Annotated in this window: 16 protein-coding genes; 9 read left to right on the top strand and 7 right to left on the bottom strand. The window is 68.3% G+C overall.

The window, feature by feature from the left end; genetic code table 11:
* Positions 1-34: 34 nt before the first annotated feature.
* Complete coding sequence (locus MRBLWH12_RS00800) at positions 35-697, top strand: TetR/AcrR family transcriptional regulator (RefSeq protein WP_363545013.1); 663 nt, start codon at positions 35-37, stop codon at positions 695-697.
* Between the two features lie 100 nt (positions 698-797).
* A complete protein-coding gene (locus MRBLWH12_RS00795; protein ID WP_363545010.1) occupies positions 798-2,033 on the top strand; it encodes an acyl-CoA dehydrogenase family protein in 1,236 nt (411 codons plus the stop codon).
* 27 nt (positions 2,034-2,060) lie between these two features.
* Here the strand turns inward: MRBLWH12_RS00795 and MRBLWH12_RS00790 are convergent, their stop codons facing one another.
* Positions 2,061-2,561 carry a hypothetical protein gene (locus MRBLWH12_RS00790; protein WP_341975630.1) on the bottom strand — a complete coding sequence of 167 codons (501 nt, stop codon included), beginning with the start codon at positions 2,559-2,561 and terminating at the stop codon, positions 2,061-2,063.
* Positions 2,562-2,655: 94 nt separating this feature from the next.
* Between MRBLWH12_RS00790 and MRBLWH12_RS00785 the strand changes: the two genes are divergently transcribed.
* Positions 2,656-4,107 (top strand): phytoene desaturase family protein, encoded by a 1,452-nt coding sequence (locus MRBLWH12_RS00785; protein WP_363545007.1) that lies wholly within the window; start codon positions 2,656-2,658, stop codon positions 4,105-4,107.
* Between the two features lie 37 nt (positions 4,108-4,144).
* A complete protein-coding gene (locus MRBLWH12_RS00780; RefSeq protein WP_363545004.1) occupies positions 4,145-5,188 on the top strand; it encodes an ATP-dependent DNA ligase in 1,044 nt (347 codons plus the stop codon).
* On the opposite strand, the gene MRBLWH12_RS00775 is transcribed toward MRBLWH12_RS00780, so the two are convergent.
* On the bottom strand, positions 5,161-5,607 hold the full coding sequence (locus tag MRBLWH12_RS00775) for a MarR family winged helix-turn-helix transcriptional regulator (protein ID WP_363545001.1): 447 nt from the start codon (positions 5,605-5,607) through the stop codon (positions 5,161-5,163). The genes MRBLWH12_RS00780 and MRBLWH12_RS00775 overlap by 28 nt on opposite strands.
* 92 nt (positions 5,608-5,699) lie before the next feature.
* On the opposite strand from MRBLWH12_RS00775, the gene MRBLWH12_RS00770 reads away from it, so the two are divergent.
* The gene (locus tag MRBLWH12_RS00770) at positions 5,700-6,677 is read left to right on the top strand and encodes an NADP-dependent oxidoreductase (protein ID WP_363544998.1); all 978 of its coding nucleotides are present in this window, start codon (positions 5,700-5,702) and stop codon (positions 6,675-6,677) included.
* Between the two features lie 18 nt (positions 6,678-6,695).
* Here MRBLWH12_RS00770 and ligD read toward each other — a convergent pair whose 3' ends face one another.
* The 3 genes from ligD to MRBLWH12_RS00755 form a co-directional block, all read right to left on the bottom strand.
* Positions 6,696-7,748 (bottom strand): non-homologous end-joining DNA ligase, encoded by a 1,053-nt coding sequence (gene ligD, locus MRBLWH12_RS00765; protein ID WP_341975635.1) that lies wholly within the window; start codon positions 7,746-7,748, stop codon positions 6,696-6,698.
* A 44-nt stretch (positions 7,749-7,792) separates the two neighbouring features.
* Positions 7,793-8,908, bottom strand: coding sequence for an SseB family protein (locus MRBLWH12_RS00760; RefSeq protein WP_363544992.1), 1,116 nt, complete (start codon positions 8,906-8,908; stop codon positions 7,793-7,795).
* A 208-nt stretch (positions 8,909-9,116) separates the two neighbouring features.
* Entirely contained in the window at positions 9,117-11,582 is a 2,466-nt protein-coding gene (locus MRBLWH12_RS00755) for an ATP-dependent helicase (protein WP_363544989.1), read from the bottom strand.
* A gap of 68 nt (positions 11,583-11,650) precedes the next feature.
* Here MRBLWH12_RS00755 and MRBLWH12_RS00750 point away from each other — a divergent pair, with 68 nt between their 5' ends.
* Positions 11,651-12,052, top strand: coding sequence for a pyridoxamine 5'-phosphate oxidase family protein (locus tag MRBLWH12_RS00750; protein WP_363544986.1), 402 nt, complete (start codon positions 11,651-11,653; stop codon positions 12,050-12,052).
* Positions 12,053-12,179: 127 nt separating this feature from the next.
* Here MRBLWH12_RS00750 and MRBLWH12_RS00745 read toward each other — a convergent pair whose 3' ends face one another.
* Positions 12,180-15,017: a lamin tail domain-containing protein gene (locus MRBLWH12_RS00745; RefSeq protein WP_363544984.1), complete on the bottom strand. Its 2,838-nt coding sequence runs from the start codon at positions 15,015-15,017 to the stop codon at positions 12,180-12,182.
* Positions 15,018-15,199: 182 nt separating this feature from the next.
* On the opposite strand from MRBLWH12_RS00745, the gene MRBLWH12_RS00740 reads away from it, so the two are divergent.
* Together MRBLWH12_RS00740 and MRBLWH12_RS00735 are read left to right on the top strand one after the other, a co-directional pair.
* Positions 15,200-15,592: a YccF domain-containing protein gene (locus MRBLWH12_RS00740; protein ID WP_363544982.1), complete on the top strand. Its 393-nt coding sequence runs from the start codon at positions 15,200-15,202 to the stop codon at positions 15,590-15,592.
* A gap of 15 nt (positions 15,593-15,607) precedes the next feature.
* Positions 15,608-16,069 (top strand): hemerythrin domain-containing protein, encoded by a 462-nt coding sequence (locus MRBLWH12_RS00735; protein ID WP_363544979.1) that lies wholly within the window; start codon positions 15,608-15,610, stop codon positions 16,067-16,069.
* 24 nt (positions 16,070-16,093) lie between these two features.
* Here MRBLWH12_RS00735 and MRBLWH12_RS00730 read toward each other — a convergent pair whose 3' ends face one another.
* Positions 16,094-17,080, bottom strand: coding sequence for a glycerophosphodiester phosphodiesterase family protein (locus tag MRBLWH12_RS00730; RefSeq protein WP_363544976.1), 987 nt, complete (start codon positions 17,078-17,080; stop codon positions 16,094-16,096).
* An 87-nt stretch (positions 17,081-17,167) separates the two neighbouring features.
* Here MRBLWH12_RS00730 and MRBLWH12_RS00725 point away from each other — a divergent pair, with 87 nt between their 5' ends.
* Positions 17,168-18,082, top strand: coding sequence for a Bax inhibitor-1/YccA family protein (locus MRBLWH12_RS00725; RefSeq protein WP_341975643.1), 915 nt, complete (start codon positions 17,168-17,170; stop codon positions 18,080-18,082).
* Positions 18,083-18,168: the final 86 nt, after the last annotated feature.

Genomic DNA, 18,168 nt, shown 5'->3' with positions numbered 1-18,168 from the left:
GTCGCTGTGCTGCCGCAGGTCTAGGCTTCTCGCTATGCATGACTCCGCAGAACCGCGCTCCGCCGTCGTCGCCGCAGCGCTCGAACTGTTCCAGCAGCAGGGGTACGACCAGACCTCCGTGGAGCAGATCGCGAAAGCCGCCGGCGTCTCCCGCTCGACGTTCTTCCGTCAGTTCGGCGGCAAGGAGGATGTCGTCTTCGCCGACCACGAAGTGCTCCTCGAAGAAGTCCGCGCCTTCCTCGCCGAAGGCCACAACGATCCGTGGACAGCCGTGTGCGAGGCGTCGGAGCGGGTCTTCGCGCACTTCGCCCGCGACCCGGAGATGGCGCGCCGTCGATACCAGATCGTGCGAGACGTGCCCGTGCTGCGCGGCCGGGAGATCATCACCGTGTTCCGCTACGAGCGGCTGTTCGACGAGTACCTGCGCAGTTCGCTGCCCGGCATCGATCCGCTGGATGCCGTCGGGTACTCGGCCCTCGTGACCGCCGTGCACAATCATGTGCTGCGCCAACTTCTCCGCGACACGAAACGCGTTCCGATCGCGACCCTGCAGAATGCGCTCGCCGATGCCCGTCGCCGTTACGGCGTCGGCCCTGAGGCGTCCGCGTCGGCCCCCGATGACGTCGTCGTCGCCGTGTTCCCGCGATCGATGCCGGTGGCCGAGATCTCTCGGCGGCTGCGCGAAGAGCTGGGCTGAGCCGACACCCGGGTCCAGGCTTGAACCACCACCTCTCGGGGTGGAACTGAGTGCCTGGGTATACGAAACTCAATGCCGCGAGGAGTAGAGTGGCGGCACTATGAGCGATGAAGCCCTCTCCTTCCCCGGCCAGAGCGTCGAGAGCTACGACACGACCTCGCGCCTCGACAGCGACTACTACGCCGTCTTCAGCGACATCCCCGCAGATGATCGCGTCGCGTGGGATCGCGCGAAGGCGTACATCGACGAGGTCGGCCCGCAGATGGCGGATGCCTGGGATCGTGCCGAATACCCGCTCGATGCTGCCCGCCGCATGGGCGAGATGGATCTCGTCGTCGACGGCATCGAGCATCCGTCGCTCACCCGGCTCTCACCGTTGGCCGCCGGTCTCGTGAACATGGAGATCTCGCGCGGCGATGGTTCGCTGGGCACCGTGCTCGCCGTGCAGGGCGGGCTCGCATTGCGCACTCTCGCGCTGTTCGGGTCACCGGAGCAGCAGGAGAAGTGGCTGACGGGTATGGCCGACGGCTCCGTGTTCGGCTCGTTCGCGCTGACCGAGCCGGACCACGGCTCGGACTCGGTGTCCCTGGAGACCGTCGCCCGACGCGACGGCGACACGTGGGTCATCCGCGGTGCGAAGAAGTGGATCGGCAACGGCTCGTCCGGCGGCGTCACCTTCGTGTGGGCGCGCGTCGACGACGAGGGCGCCGCAGAGCACGGCGCGGTGCGCTGCTTCCTCGTCGAACAGGACACCCCCGGGTACATCGGCACGCCGATCCGCGGAAAGGGCTCGCTGCGCGCAATCCACCAGGCGCACATCCTCTTCGATGACGTGCGCGTCCCGCTCGACGCCGTCCTCCCCGGGACGAAGAGTTTCCGGGATGCCTCGACCGTGCTCTACGCGACCCGGTCCGGTGTCGCCTGGTCTGCGCTCGGCCACGCCACAGCCTGCTACGAGGCCGCGCTCGCCTACTCGACTCAGCGGGTGCAGTTCGGCAAGCCGCTGGCGAAGTTTCAGATGGTGCAGGAACGCCTGACGCACATGCTGGAGGACCTCACCGCGATGCAGTTGTACTGCCGCCGCCTCGCCGACCTCGAGACCGCCGGCGCGCTGCGGCCGACCCAGGCCTCACTGGCGAAGTTCCACAACACCCGCGCCGCCCGCCGGATCGCCTCGCTCGCGCGCGACCTGCTCGGCGGCAACGGCATCTTGCTCGAGAACGGCGTCATGCAGCACATGGCCGACATCGAGGCCATCCACACCTACGAGGGCACGGAAAGCGTGCAGGCACTGCTGCTCGGCCGCGACATCACCGGGATGAGCGCGTTCGTCTGAGTTCCGCGCCCGCCCCAGCTCGCGGGATCAGTTGCAGCCGCAGTTACCGGCGGCGCCGCGCACCATGAAGCAGACGTCGCAGACGCCGTAGTCGCGCTCGATCAGCGGCGTCATGCGCTCGGAACCGGCCGTCGCGGTGCGGGGAGTCGCCGTGCGCGGACGCGACGGGTGCTTCGCGCGGGCCGGCGGCGTGTTGCTGGCGATCTGGCTCGGGTGCGTCAGATAGAAGTACGGCGGACGCCCCTCGCTCGGCTGCAGCAGCGCCGGACGCGAGCCAACGACGATCTGCTCATCCTCGGTGAACCCGTTGGTGTAGGTCTTGCCGATGTGCAGAGCTGCACCTTCACCGCGACGAATCGCCTCGATGTAACGGCCTCGGTCGATGAGGCTGGTGATGCCGACCTGATTGAGGACTGCGGAGATGTACTCGTAGTCCTCGACGGCGATCCGGTGCGCGCGAAGCGCTTCCGGAAGGGACTTGTACGGACGGGACGTGCCTGCGGGGGTTGGCCCCTGAACTTCATTCATCCTCTCCAGGATCTCACCTGCTGCGGCCCACGGATACCACTTCCGCTCGAAGCGGGCAATAAGGTGCCGATTCGAGACATGAAAGACTCGCTTCATGGCACGTGCGACGATCATCGGCTCGGGACCGAACGGCCTCGCGGCAGCCGTGACGCTGGCCCGCGCCGGCTACCAGGTGCGCGTACTCGAGGCGGGAGCGCGCATCGGCGGCGGCGTGAGCAGCGCGCAATCGACGCTCCCCGGTTTCGTGCACGACGTCGGATCGGCCGTGCACCCTGGCGCCTACTCCTCCCCTTTCTTCCGCGCCTTCGGCCTGGACCGGCGCCTCGACTGGATCAATCCCATCGCCGCGTATGCGCATCCGCTCGACGGCGGGCGCGCCGCGATCGCCTGGCGCGACATCGAGCGCACGGCCGACGGCCTGGGGGCGGATGCGAAGAGGTGGCGAACCCTGTTGCGGCCCCTGAGTTCTCATATCGACGGCGTCCTCGACTTCACCGGTTCGTCTCTGCTCCGCGTTCCGCGGCATCCGATCACGGCCGCCCGCTTCGCCCTGCGGACGCTCGATCAGGGATCCACCGTGGCGAAGCGCTTCTTCCGCACCGAGGAGGCGTCGGCGCTGTTCTCCGGCGTCGTCGCCCATGGGAACACCGCACTCCCCTCACTGCCGTCCGCTGGGGCCGGCCTGCTGCTCGCCGCCCTCGCACACGCCGGTGGTTGGCCGTATCCGCGCGGCGGAGCCCAGGCGATCGCCGACGCGCTCCGCGTCGATCTCGAAGCCCACGGCGGCCTGATCGAGACCGACGCGCACATCCGCGATCTGGGGGCGCTCGACTGGGGCGACCCCGCGAAGGGAGATCTGCTGCTGCTCAACGGTTCGCCGCGCCTGGCGCTCACGCTCCCCGGTCTCCCCTCCGGGTACGCGCGTGCGCTGCGTCGCTATCGGTACGGCGCGGCGGCGGCGAAGGTCGACTTCGCTCTCGACGGCCCGGTGCCGTGGGCGCATCCGGATGTCGCGAACGCGCCGACCGTACACCTGAGCGGCACCCGCACCGAGACGTGGGCCAGCGAGAACGCGGTCGCCCAAGGACGCGTCGCCGAACGACCGTATGTTCTCGCAGTGCAGCCGTCGACGCTCGACCCCACCCGGGCGCCGGAGGGCAAGGCGGTGTTCTGGGCCTACATGCACGTCCCCGCGAACTCCGACTTCGATCCCACCGAGCCGATCACGCGCCAGATCGAACGCTTCGCACCGGGTTTCCGTGATCGCATCCTGGCCACCCACGCGGTGCGCGCGTCCGAGCGCGAGGCGATCAACCCCGCAACGATCGGCGGGGACATCTCGGGCGGCGACTTCACCGTTCAGCAGATGGTGCGCCGCCCCACGCTGTCGTCGGCACCGTGGCGCACGCCGATGCGCGGCGTGTATCTGGCCTCGGCATCCACCCCGCCGGGCCCGGGGGTCAACGGCATGGCCGGCTGGCACGCGGCACGCACGGCACTGGCGGATGCCGGCACTCCCGTCTCACTCGACGACCTCTTCGCCTGATCTACCGCTGCTCGCTCCGCCAGACCAGGATGGAGCCATGCGCTACCTGATCCCCGCACCGATGCTCGCGAAGGCGGCTGCGGCCGTTCCGGATCCTGTCAAGACTCCCGGCGGCCTGCTGTTCGAACCGAAGTGGGACGGCTTCCGCGGGCTGGTCGCATGGGACGGAGAGTCGGTCGAGATCGGTTCTCGCGGCGCGAAGCCGCTGACCCGGTACTTCCCCGAGCTGGTCGACGCCGTCTCCCGGCTTCTGCCTGGGCCGTGCCTGCTCGATGGCGAGATCGTGGTCGCCACCGGCGCGAGCGGGGCGCAGCGGCTGGACTGGGAGGCGCTGAGTCAGCGCATCCATCCCGCCGCGTCACGAATCACCCGGCTCGCCACCGAGACGCCGGCGATGTTCGTGGCTTTCGATCTGCTCGCCGAGGGCGATGATGATCTGCTGGACACGCCGTTCCACGAGCGGCGGGCGCGGCTGGAGAAGCTCATGGCCGGCGTCGATCATCCGCTGCATCTGACCCGCACCACGCGCGACCGCGACGCGGCAGTGCGCTGGCTCGCCGAGTTCGAGGGCGCGGGACTCGACGGGGTCGTCGCGAAGCCGCTCGACCAGCCGTACGCGCCGGGCAAGCGCACACTCGTCAAGATCAAGCACGCCCGCACCGCCGATGTGGTCGCGCTCGGCTACCGCGTCCACAAGTCAGGATCCGGAGTCGGCTCACTCCTCGTCGGCCTCTACGACTCCGACGGGGTCCTGCGCCAGGTCGGCGGCGTGGCGGCGTGGAGCGATGCGCGGCGCCAGGAACTCGTCGCCGAGCTCGAGCCCCTGGTCGAGCGCGACGACGAAGGTGAGGCGATCACCGGCGCCGGCGAGCGCTCCCGGTTCAGCGGCGCGAAGGACGTCTCGTTCGTGCGCCTGCGCCCAGAGCGCGTGCTCGAGGTGCGCTACGACCAGCTCGAAGGCGCCCGGTTCCGGCATACCGTGCAGTTCGATCGCTGGCGCCCCGATCGCGAGGCGCGGTCGTGCACCTACGAGCAGCTCGACACCGTCGCCGGCTACGACCTGGCCGACGTGCTCGCCTGACCGAGCGCCTTGCGCAACAGAGCGGTGAGCTGTTCCTGTTCGTCGACGCTCAGGCGCCCGACGGCCGCGCGAGCGAAGGTGAAGGCCTCCTCGAAGCGACGATTGAGCTCGTCTCCACGCGGGGTACGCGCGACCAGCCGTGCCCGGCGGTCGACGGGATTCGGTTCGCGGCTCACGAGATCGAGAGCCTCGAGGCGCCCGACGATCTGGGTCATGTTGGAGGCATCGCATCCGAGCTCTGCGGCGAGAGCGCCCATGCCTCGTCGCTCCCCGAGACGCCCGAGAACGCAGGCCTGCGCCGCGCTGAGCGAGAGCTCGGCCGCGGCGACTCCGTAGGCACGGTCGTACACGTCGACCAGGTCGAACAGGATCGCTTCGGCCTCCGACGATGTCTGCGTGGGTCCGCTCGGCAGTGCCATCACCTCAGCGTAGGCGAGATACTTGATGCAATCAAGCATCCGTGATTCACTGTTCCTTGATCCAATCAAGCAACCGAGGAGCACGGATTCCGATGAACGATGAGCAGGCCGTCAGCCCGATGATGAAAGCCGCCGTCCTCGACCGATTCGGCGGGGCGGAGGAACTCACGACACGCCTGCTCCCCGTTCCGGAGGTCGGCGAAGACGATGTCCTGATCCGCGTGCATGTCGCCGGAGTCGGGTCCTGGGATGCCGCCGAGCGACAGGGCGAATTCGAGGGGGCTTTCGGCCTTCCGTCGAGATTCCCGTACGTGCTCGGCTGGGATGCGGCCGGAACGGTGGCGGCAGTGGGACGCAACGTCACCCGGTTCGCCGTCGGCGACCGTGTCTACGCGGCGACGACTCCGCTCCCCCGCGGTGGTTTCTACGCCGAGTACGGCGTCGTCGCGGAAGAGCATGTGACACGTCTGCCTGACCGGATGCCGTTCGAACAGGCCGGCGCGATGGCCTGGGACGCACTGACCGCGCTGAGTGGTCTCGACCTTCTCGACCTGCAGCCGGGCGCCGCGCTCATGGTCTTCGGTGCCAGTGGAGGAATCGGACATCTCGCCGTTCAGCTGGCGCGACACCGCGGCCTTCGGGTGCTGGCGGTGGCCTCCGGCGATGACGGCGTCGCTCTGGCTGAGAACCTCGGCGCCGATGCCGTCGTCGACGGCCGCGCAGACGACGTGCTGGCCGCGGCGGCCGCCTTCGCGCCGGGCGGGCTGGATGCCGCGCTCGTCACCGTCGGTGGCGAAACCACTGAGCGCGCGTTGCAGGCGGTCAAGGAATCAGGGCGGATCGCCTGGCCGCACGGCGTGTACCCTCTGCCCTCGGAAGCACCGCGCGCGACTCTCTCGCACTACGACGGCGACCGAAGCAGCACGGCTGCCGCGCGTCTGAACGCGATCATCGATGCGAGCGACTTCGAGGTCCATGTCGCCCAGACGTTCGCGCTGGACGATGTCCGCAGCGCCCACCAGGCCCTGCGCGATCACTACGTGGGAAAGCTGGCGCTCCGGATCAGGTGAGCCGAACGTGGGTCCCGGTTAGGCTTCGGCCCTGGTGCCGTCCTCGTCCCAGTTCGCGGCGACCTTCTTGCTGGGCTGCACGCGAGGAGGCTCTCCCGGCATCTTCGGGAACTCCGGCGGGAACGGCAGCTCGCCGAGACCGTCGGCTTTGTCGCGCTCCCACCACTCCAGCAGCACATCGATCCGGCCCGGGTTGTCCTGCATGTGCGCCCAGGGGTCTCCGACGTCGGCGAGACGCTGCGGGATGCTGCGCACGGTGAACCGCGACGGATCGAGGCCGTCCAGCTCCTCCCACTCCACCGGGGTCGACACGGTCGCGCCGGGAAGAGCACGCGGACTGTAGGCGCCGGCCATCGTGCGATCGCGATTCGCCTGGTTGAAGTCGACGAAGATCCGCTCGCCGCGCTCTTCCTTCCACCAGTTCATCGTCACCTGCTCAGGCATCCGGCGCTCGAGCTCGCGTCCGGCGGCGATCACGGCGTGGCGGACGATCAGGAACTCGTGCACTGGCTCGATCGGAGCGAACACGTGCAGCCCGCGGTTGCCGCTGGTCTTGATGAAGGCCTCCAGACCGGCGTCGCGCAGCACCTCGCGCAGAGCGTGGGCCGCGGTGATGGCATCGGCGAAGTCGGTCCCCGGCTGCGGATCCAGGTCGATGCGCAGCTCGACGGGGTTGTCGGCATCCGAAGCCAGCGACGCCCAGGGGTGGAAGACCACGGTGTTCATCTGCACAGCCCAGACGATGGCTGAGGGCCGGGTGAGGACGATCTGCGGATGCTTCCGCCCGCTGTTGTACGTCACCATGACATCGTCGACGTAATCGGGCGTTCCCTTCGGCGGGTTCTTCGAGAAGAAGCCCTCACTGTCGATCCCGGCGCGAAAGCGCTCCAGAGAGACCGGTCGGTGGCCGTTCGCGGCGAGAAAGGGAGTCGCGACCAGCTGGGCGTACTCGGCGAGCTCGGCCTTGGTGATCCCGGGTTCCGGCCACACCGGTCGGTTCGGGCTGGAGAGCGCGACTTCGCGTTCTCCATCGGGGTCGGCGACGGTCAGGGTCACTCGTTCGGAGGCCATGCTCCGACCCTATGGCGCGACCGCCGTGCGGGGAACCCCCGGCGTCAGTCGCCGAGATCGACGGCCAGCACCAGCACCGGCGCAAGCGCATCGCGCTCGACAACCAGCGAGGGACCCGCCGGGTCGACGATGACGCCGGCCATCTCGGAATGACTTGTCAGGACCTTGGCCAGCTGCTCCGGCCCGAACGGCAGCGGCCGATCGCCGCGCCCGAGGGCGAGTACCTCGAGCGGGTGCGAGAAGAGCTGGAGGAATCGCTTGCCGTCTGCGGTCTGCGCCTCGGCGATGCCGACCTGACCCGACCCGTTCCCCTCATTCACCGCCACCCACATCCGCTTCGTCGCGAGCGCCTCGCCGACCTTCACCGCAGAATCGGCCTGTCGCGGCGCCGCCAGAATGGTCTTGACCGTCAGCTCGGGTTCGGCCTGCTCGAGCGCCTTCTGCAGCAGCTCGGTGGGGAAGACGACGCGATGCGGGGCAGATGCGTTGTCGACGATCAGCCCGGTGAACTCCCCAGCGACGACCTGCTGCAGCACGGAGGTGACCGGCTGCGCGACCGCAGATGTCGCCGACGGGTCGGTCTCCTGCTTCACGGAGTCACGGACCGCCGCGGCCGAGCTGAACGCGAGCATGAACGATCGATCGCCGTCGCGGACCACGGCGATCGAGAGCGGCTTGCCTTCGCTGATCTGCGCACGAGCATCGCCGTTCACGCGAAGGTACAGGTGACCCTGCAGCGTCTGGCGCAGCACTCCGAGGAGCTGATCGTTGCTCGCGCCGTCGGCGATCTCCTTCAACGCTTCGCGCAGCAAGACGTTGTCCTTCATTCCGGCGACCGTCTCGGTCTGCTCGGGCGGCAGCGCCGGTGCCAGCGGAAGCTTGCGCTCCGCGGGGGCGGACGGGACCTGCGGGGCTGCGGGGGCTGAAGCCGGGGCAGACGCCTTCGCCTGCCCCGCATCCGGGTCCGGCAACGAGACCTCGGGACCCGCCTCCGCGCCGACACCACGGAAGGCCTGCACGGAGATGCCGATCGACGGGACGACTTCGGCGACCTCGTCCGGTGCCGTCTCCTGCGAGGACGCATCCTCGGCGGTCGCCGCGTCCTTGGCCTCTACGGCATCCGGAGCGTCTTCGGTCTTCTTGCGGGAGAAAAGGCCCATATCTGTCAGCCTAACCCGCGGCGCGGGCACCTGCCGCGGTCGGCGGCGCGCAGCAGGAGTCACACATGGCCGTCACCCGGCCCACGACGCGACAATCTGCGTCCCCATCGCAAAAGCAGGAGACGCACATGGCCGCCATGCCGACCACGACGCGACAATCTGCGACCCCCGAGTCCCGATCGGCACAGGGGCAGCGCGGGAACGCTGCCTAGATCTTCTCGATCGGCGCGACCTTGATGAGCAGTTTCTTCTGCCCGGCGGAATCGAAGCGCACGTGGGCGATGCGCTTCGCACCTTCGCCGGTCACGGCGTCCACGCGCCCCTCGCCGAAATCGGAGTGGCGGATGCGGTCGCCAGCGGTGAGTTCGAGATCGCCGTTGTCGCGCATCTTCGCTGTGACCCGGTTCGGGAACTTGTCCATCGCCGTGGACAGCGGCTTGAGGGAGTCCCCGCCAGGGAGCGGCTTCACGCCGAAGCGATCACCCGAGCCGGAGGATCCGAACCCGCCACCCGGTCGTCGGGCGTTCAGCGCCCTCGACTGCATTCCACCGCGGGAGTTCACGTCTCCCGGCGACTGCCGCCAGTCGACGAGGCCGACCGGGATCTCCTGCAGGAAGCGGCTCGGCATCGCGACCGTGACCTCACCGAACTGCGCCCTGGTCATCGCGAGCGAGAGGTGCAGGCGCTTGCGCGCCCTGGTGATGCCGACGTAGAACAGCCGGCGCTCCTCTTGCGGACCGCCCGGCTCCCCCGCCGAGATCCGGTGCGGGATCAGATCCTCTTCGACGCCGGTGACGAACACCGCGTCATACTCGAGGCCCTTGGCGGTGTGCATCGTCATCAGCGACACCGAACCGGATTCGTCATCGAGATCGTCGGCGTCGCTGACCAGGGCGACCTCGGTGAGGAAGTCGACGATCGTGCCGTCGGGGTTGTTGCGGGCGAAGTCCCTGGCGACGGCGACGAACTCGTCGAGGTTCTCGACCCGCGCCTCGTCCTGCGGGTCACGGCTCCTGCGCAGCGCGTCGAGGTAGCCGCTCTTCGTCAGGAGAAGGCTGAGGCCGTCGGCGACCGTCGTCGGCGCCGGCACCTCTCCCGTCGCCGGCAGCATGATCGCGGTCGCCTCGGCGAGCACCCCGTCGAGCTGGGCGATGGCGGCCTGGATCTTCGGGCCGAATCCCAACTGGGGCGACAGCGACAGAGCGTCGCGGAAGGAGATGCCGTGTTCCTCGGCGAATCGTGCGATGGCCGTCTCGGAGACATCACCGATGCCGCGCTTGGGCTTGTTCAGGATGCGCCGCACCGACATCTCGTCGGCGGGATTCGCGACCGCCACGAGGTAGGCGAGCGCGTCCTTGATCTCTGCGCGGTCGTAGAACTTGGTGCCGCCCATGACCTTGTAGGGCACCGCAGAGCGGATGAAGATCTCCTCGAGCGCGCGGGACTGGGAGTTCGTGCGGTAGAAGACAGCCATCTCGGAGTACGGCATCCCCGCGCGGCGCAGCGCCTCGACCTCGTCGGCGACGAACTGCGCCTCATCGTGCTGCGAGTAGCCGGTGAAGCCGACGATCTTGTCGCCGTCGCCCTTGTCGCTCCAGAGCTTCTTGTCCTTGCGGTCGAAGTTGTTGCCGATCACGGCGTTCGCGGCCGAGAGGATGTTCTGCGTCGAACGGTAGTTCTGCTCCAGCAGCACGACACGTGCGCCGGGGAAGTCCCGTTCGAACTCGCTGATGTTGCGGATGTCCGCGCCGCGGAAGGCGTAGATGGATTGGTCGGAATCACCGACCACGGTGAGGGATGCGCCTTCAAGTTCCGGCGAGGTCTCGGGTTCGAAGATCATCATGCCGTTCGAGGCATATGGATCGGGAGCCTCGCTCGAGACCGGCCGCGTCAGCTCGTGGATGAGCGAGTACTGGGCGTGGTTGGTGTCCTGGTACTCGTCGACGAGGATGTGTCGGAAGCGGCGCCGGTAGGTGTTCGCCACCTCCGGGAACGCACGGAACAGATAGACCGTCTGCCCGATGAGGTCGTCGAAGTCGAAGGCGTTCGCCTTCTGCAGCTGCCGCTGGTAGTCGGCGAAGAGCTCGACGAAGATCCGCTCCGCCGGATCTGACATGTTCGCCTGACGCGCGTAGGAATCGGCATCCGACAGTTCGTTCTTGAGCTTCGAGATGCGCGACTGCACGGATGCCGGAGTCAGCCCGTACGCGTCGGCCTCATGCTCCTTGACCAGCCTTTTGAGCAACGCGCGGGAATCTCCCGAGTCGTAGATCGTGAACGACTTGGTGAAGCCGAACTGCTCGGCCTCACGACGGAGGATCCGCACGCAGGCGGAGTGGAAGGTGGAGATCCACATGCCGCGGGATGCTTCGCCGACGAGCGATGCGACGCGCTCACGCATCTCGCCGGCAGCCTTGTTGGTGAAGGTGATCGCGAGGATCTGGCTCGGCCATGCCTCACGGCTCCGCAGCAGCGACGCGATGCGGCGCGTCAGCACACTGGTCTTTCCCGAACCGGCACCCGCCACGATGAGCAGCGCCTGGCCGCGGTACGTCACCGCCTCGAGTTGCTGCGGGTTGAGCCCGGCGAGGAGGTCGTCGGAAGCACCAGCGGACTCCGATGACGAGGAGCGTGGGCCGGCGGTGGAGGGGACGATGAGAGGAGCGTCGGTCATGGCCTTACGAGTCTAGGCGGGGCCTAGGACAGCGGAGTACGATCGGTGCTCACGACGAGAGGCGAGCGATGATCACCAGTCTGAGCGAGCAGAAGTGCTTCGATTTGCTGCGCACGACGACCGTAGGGCGATTCGGCTTCGTGCGCGATGCCCGGGTGCAGATCATCCCGGTCAACTACTTCCTCGACGACCGCGACATCGTCGTCCGCACAGCGCCGGACAGCGTCCTCAGCATGCTTCCCGCGAGTGAGCTGGAGGTCGCCTTCGAGGTCGATCATCACGACGACCTCGCCGGGACCGGCTGGAGCGTGCTGCTGAACGGCACGGTGTCCGCGATGCCGGTCGACGAACTCGACGCCGTTCCGGCCTCCGGCCGCGTCCACCCGTGGGCGGGTGGTGACCGCGACCTTCCTCTTCGGTTGCATGTGCACGCGGTGTCCGGGCGCAGCGTGCAGCGCCCGCGCCGCTGATCTCTCATCACTCGATTCGCCGCCGGCGCCGCGATGCCGGATGGGTCCCGGAGATGGACAGCAACGGCGGCACCGACGCCCGCCGAGCCGAGCGGGGTGCGCGGGCGACCCGCGCACTCCGCTCAACTCACACCGAGCGTGAACGCCGACGCGCGATCGCCGCTCCGGCCAGGAGGAGCATCAGCGCCAGCGCGATCGCCGCGACGGGTGCCTCGGAGCCGGTGGCAGCGAGCCCGCCACCGGGGGTTCCGGTACCAGGGCTCCCCGCGCCAGGACCCGTCGGCGTCTCACCGCCGGGGTTCTCGCCACCGGGGTTCTCGCCGTCGACCCCGGGGAGTGTGCCGGTCCGCAGCGCCTCGGACGCGAAACCGTCGGCGAACCACCACACCGGTCGCTGCCCGTCCACCGACAGCGATGCCGGAGCGGTGGCGAAGCCCTCGTTGTTGATGTCGGGCATTCCGGCGGGGCGCTCGAAGTGCGCCAGGCCCGGCTGTGCGGTGCCGTTCAGCGTGATCTCGGCCGAACGACCCTGGCAGCCGTCATCGCACACGGCCCACAGCACGTCGCGCACGCTGTCGTAGTCCAGCGCCATCACTCCGGCGAGTCCCGGTGCGATCTCGGAGACGAGGGTCGCGCTCCCGTCGGTTCCGAGCGCGAACGCATAGACGTGACCGTTGTCCTCGATGGCCACGAAGAACAAGCCTCCTCCGCGACCGGCATAGTCCGCCGGGTCGTAGGCGGCACCGGTGTTGTCGTCGAAGAGCACGCCGGCCAGCGCCGCATCCGGAACCCACTCGACCGCCTCCATGCCGAGGTTCGCTCCGACTGCGGGAAGCAGAGCCGTCAGATCCCACTCCTGCTGCGCGACGAGGTCGCCGGCCGCGGCATCCGGATCGACCTTCAGCACGACGTTCTGGTTCACGCCCTTGGCGCTGTTGTCACGCTCGGATGCGACATAGACCGCGCCCTCGCCGTCGACCGTGATGCCCTCGGTGTCCGGGCCGGCGGCGCCGGGGTCCGATGCGTCCTTCTGGAAACGGATGCGCTTGCCGTCGTTCCAGCCTTCGGCCTTCACGACAGAACCGTCTGCGTGCGCATCGAGCTTCCAGATGCGTCCATCGCCGTTGTCGACCGCCCACAGAACGGCGCCGTCCGCGGTCTCCTGGATGTCGAGACCCGAGCTGTCCTCGAGGAACGTCGGGATGGCGTCGAGCGCACGGACCTCGGCCGATCCCGGCCACGGCGAGAACGCGATCTCGCCGGCGCACTCGTTGGCGGCGCCCCTGGTCGGCTGAGCGGTCAGCGCGAAGGCACCGGTGATGTCGGGGCAGCGCCCCCAGCTCGTGGCCGCATGGCCCTCGCCCCACGTCGTCTCGTCGACGATCAGGTCGCCGTCGAACACGCGCACCGCGTCCCCGCCGCCCAGACCGAAACCGAGCTGCGCGCGCTCGATGACGAGATAGCCGCCTGCGGCGATCGCCGTGCCTGCCGGGATCGTGTAGGCGTGCGCATCGTCGTCGTCCTTCACGACGATGCCGGACACGTCGAGCGCGTCCGCCGTCGGGTTGACCAGTTCGACCCAGTCATCGGGGGAACCGCCATCGGATTCGACTTCGTTGATGCGCACAGGGCTTCCGCAGGCGTTGCGCGCGCCCTTGGTCGAGATCGCCTGATCCGCGAAATCTCCGGTGCCGTCCGCGCACCGCGCCCAGACGCCGTCCGCGTGCGCCGGGTAGACGTATTCGTCGACGGTGTTGCCGTTCGCATCACGGATCGTCACTGTGTCGCCGTTGCCGAGGCCGAAGCTGAACGCGGTGGGCTGGTCGAAAACGACGTAGGCGCCCGGCTCGAGCATCGTGCCGGCGGGCAGCGGCGTCACGTCGCCAGCGTGGCCGGACGGATCGTTGTCCATCACGGTCCACCCGGAGAGGTCGACGGAGGTGCTCCCCGCATTGACGACCTCGACCCAGTCGGTGGCGTCGCCGTTGGATTCGATCTCGTTGATCGCGACATCCGGCATCACGCACGAGTTGGTCGCAGCCGGGGTGGCGTGGGCGAGGATGAATGCGCCGACGCCATCGGGGCAGCGCGCCAGCGTGGCGGCGCTGAAGTCCCCGCCGATCGCCGCGTGGCCGTCCCACATCAGCGTGTCATCGATCAGGGCACCCGCGGCGTCGTAGAGACGGATGCGATCGGCGCTGCCGATGCCGATCGGATCGCGGAATGCCGCCTCCGTGCCGTCGACGATGCCGATCGTGCTCTCGTCGACGACGAGGAACTCCCCCGCACCGATCTGGGTCCCCGGCCGGAACTGCCAGCGGTGATCGTCGGAGTTGTCGCGGATCTCGAAGCCGGAGATGTCGAGCGCCTCGCCACCGGGGTTGTAGAACTCCACCCAGTCGGCCGGCTGCGAGTCGACCTCGTTGATCACGATGGAGCCGGTGACCGGCACCACGGTGCAGTCGTTGGCCGCGCCGGGGGTCGCCGCGGTCGCGTGCGCCCACTCGCCCACGCCGTCGGCGCAGCGCGCCCACACGGCCAGCGGAGCCGTGTTCTCGTAGGCGTATGCGTCGGCCTCGGCGCCGGCCGGGTCGAACAGCACGACCTCGTCGCCCTTGCCGAGACCGAAATCGAAGTCGACGTCCTTCACCAGCACGAGGAACTCCCCCGGAGCCAGCGTGGTGCCGGCCGGCGCGTGGCCGAAGGTGTCGCGCTTCTCGTCGGAGATGTACCAGCCATCGAGCGAGATGGCCTCGACACCGGCGTTGTAGATCTCGACCTGATCGACGAGTCCGGTCGCCGCGTCGTCGTAGACGATCTCGTTGAGGACGAGACCCGCGGGTGCGCCCGAAGTCTCGGTGATGCGGGAATCGGCGCCGGTGGCGGCGAGCGGTGCGGCGAGCAGGGCGGCTGCGCTGAGCGCGCAGACCGTCGTGACCGCTGCCGCGGAGTGCAGGCGGGACATGGGGCTCCAGGGTGAGAACTCAGACGGGTGTGAGTCCACACCACCGATGCCGCGTGGCCGCGCGACGGCGTGCAGATGGACGAGAGGTGAACGGCGGGCGGCCAATCAACTCCCGACCGCACCGGCATCTGCCGGGCGCATGCGTCAGGCGTAGTCTCAGCCACGACTGCGACAATCGCCTCATGCGCACGATCCTGAACATCATCTGGGTCATCCTCGCCGGATGGGTCCTGTTCCTCGGCTACATGCTGGCGGGCATCCTGCTGTGCATCCCGATCGTGACCATCCCGTGGGCGATCGCGTCGTTCCGCATCGCCCGCTACGCCATCTGGCCGTTCGGGCGTGAGGTCATCAGCAAGCCGACGGCCGGCGTGGGCTCGTTCCTCGGCAACGTGCTCTGGGTGATCCTCGCGGGCTGGTGGCTGGCGATCGGTCACATCGTCTCCGGCATCGCGCTGTGCATCACGATCATCGGCATCCCGATGGGTATAGCCGACTTCAAGATGGTGCCGATCTCGCTCATGCCCCTCGGCAAGGAGATCGTGTCCACCCGGCGGGGTGCGTTCGCGCGGTAGCCGTACACTTGCCCGGTGGATGCTGACCGCCTGATCGCCTGGGATGAAGAGCTCCGCTCGGCGCACACCCGCCTGCGCGCCGCCCTTTCCGCCACGCGGGCGGCGCTGGATGCGGGCGACACCGCACCGGATGCCGCGTCCGAACTGCTGCTCTTCTGCATCGGTTTCTGCTCGGCGTTGGACGGCCACCACCGCAGCGAGGACCGCAGCCTGTTCCCCGCGCTGCGTGACGAGCATCCCGAACTCTCCGGAGTGATCGACAAGCTCATGCAGGATCACTCGATGCTCTCCCACCTGCTGAACGCGCTGCGCAACGCCGTCGAACGCGATGAGGATACGGCGTCGATCGAACGCCACCTCGACGGGATCGGCGCGATCATGGAGTCGCATTTCCGCTTCGAAGAGCGGGAGATCCTCGCTCCCCTTCGCGCGCTGCGGCTCGAGAAGACGGTGCCGGAGGTCCTGGGACCGCTCTGATGCCCCCGGATCGCGGGCGAATGCTCAGTTGCGGAAGAAGCCCACGCCCAGATCGGGGTGATCGACGAACACGCCGTCGATCCCGGTGCGCGCGATCGCTGCCCACTCCGCCTCGTAGTCGCCGTACTCGCTGCGTCCGCCGGCACCGCGGAACTCCGCGGCCAGGAACGCGTTCTCCGGGCGGGCGGTCCAGGTGAACACCTTGAGGCCGCGCGCATGCGCATCGTCCACGATCGTGTTGCCCTTGGCCAGGAGCATCCTCTTGTTGACGCTGATGCCATCGACCTTGCCGACCAGACCATCGAGTCCCCGCGGCGTGACCGTGGCCTTGTAGCTGAGCGCCTGCTTGCCCTGCGCGACGAGGAGGTCGTACGGGCGGCCGGATGCCTCGATCAGATAGACGTAGGAAGCGGCGATCCCTCGTGCACGCAGGTGGCCGAGCACCGTCGATTCGAAGCACTCGATGATGAGGGGCAGCTCGCCGTCGGCCCAGCCTGCCTCGCGAAGATCCCGTTCGATCAGGGGAGCAAGATCCAGGCCGATGCTCGCGAAGTAGGTCGCGTGCTTGACCTCGAGCACCACGCCGATCTCGCGCCCGTGCTCGATCGACCCGGCGCGCACGATGTCGAGCACGTCGCTCAGTCGCAGAATGGCCTGCGACCCGTCGAAGCTCGCGCTGGTCAGCCGCACCTCGGGCAGCCGCTCGCGACTGCGCAGAGTGGTCAGCTCGGCCCAGGTGAAGTCCTCGGTGAACCAGCCGGTCAGTGCCTGGCCGTCGACGCGCTTGGTGGTGCGTCGGTCGGCGAACTCAGGATGCTCGGCGACGTCGGTGGTGCCGGAGATCTCGTTCTCGTGCCGCACGACGAGGACGCCGTCCTGGGTGGCTACGATGTCGGGCTCCACGGCGTCGACGCCCATGGCGAGCGCGAGCTCGTACGACGATCGGCTGTGCTCCGGACGGTAGCCGGGAGCGCCGCGATGACCGATGACGAGCGGTGATTTCCTGGGCACGCTCTCAGCGTAGAACACGCCACTGAGCGCACCGCGCGGGTATCGTGGAGGAAAGAGACCTACGCACACTTTGGAGTGAGGCCCACCATGAGCAATTTCGCCTTCAACAATCCGGCGTTCAAGCAGCAGGATCCGCGCAATGTCGCGACCTACCCCGGCGGCCCGCAGGCTGCGGCTCAGGGTGCGCAGTTCGGTTCCGCGCAGCACGCCGGAATGGATGCTGCCGCCAACGCACAGCTGGAGGGCATGTACGCCGGTCCGCCCGCTGGCGCGATCGAGACCGACCGGATGACGGTCGAGGACACGGTCTGGAAGACCGCCGCCCTCTTCGGCATCCTGCTCGTCACCGCCGCCATCGGCTGGGTCTGGACCCTCGGCGGCGTGCAGATCGACCCCCGCCAGGGCGTCTCGATGCTTCCGTGGATGATCGGCGCCTTCGGTGGCTTCGTGCTCGCCATGGTGATCACCTTCACCTCGCGCAAGAAGGTGCGTCCCGCACTGATCTTCGTCTACGCGGCGCTGGAGGGCCTGTTCGTCGGTGGCATCTCCGCGTTCTTCGAGATGATCTGGCCCGGCATCGTCATGCAGGCCACCCTCGCGACGGTCGCCGTCGTCGGTGTGACCCTCGCCCTCTTCGCCAGCGGCAAGATCCGCGCGTCGAAGAAGATGACCAAGATCGTCATGATCGCGATGCTCGGCTACATGGTCTTCTCGCTGCTCAACCTCGTCCTGATGTGGACGAACGTGCTCCCGGCCGGCCAGGCGTTCGGCCTTCTCAGCCAGGAAGTCATGGGCATCCCGCTCGGCCTCATCATCGGCGTCCTCGTGGTCTTCATGGCCGCGTACTCGCTGGTGATGGACTTCGACCAGATCCAGCAGGGCGTGCGCAACGGCGCACCGCGCAAGTACGGCTGGCTCGGCGGCTTCGGCATCATGGTCACCGTCGTGTGGCTGTACGTCGAGATCCTGCGCATGATCGCGATCGTCCGCGGCAGCAACTAGTCACGACTCGAAAGAGGCCCGTCTCCACCTGGAGGCGGGCCTCTTTGCATACCTGGTGACCCCGGCGCAAGGGGGTATCCGAGATG

The sequence above is a fragment of the Microbacterium sp. LWH12-1.2 genome (assembly GCF_040675825.1).
In the GTDB taxonomy this organism is placed as follows: domain Bacteria; phylum Actinomycetota; class Actinomycetes; order Actinomycetales; family Microbacteriaceae; genus Microbacterium.
Note: the sequence above shows the minus strand (reverse complement) of the source record. Positions and strands in the feature narration are given on the sequence as shown.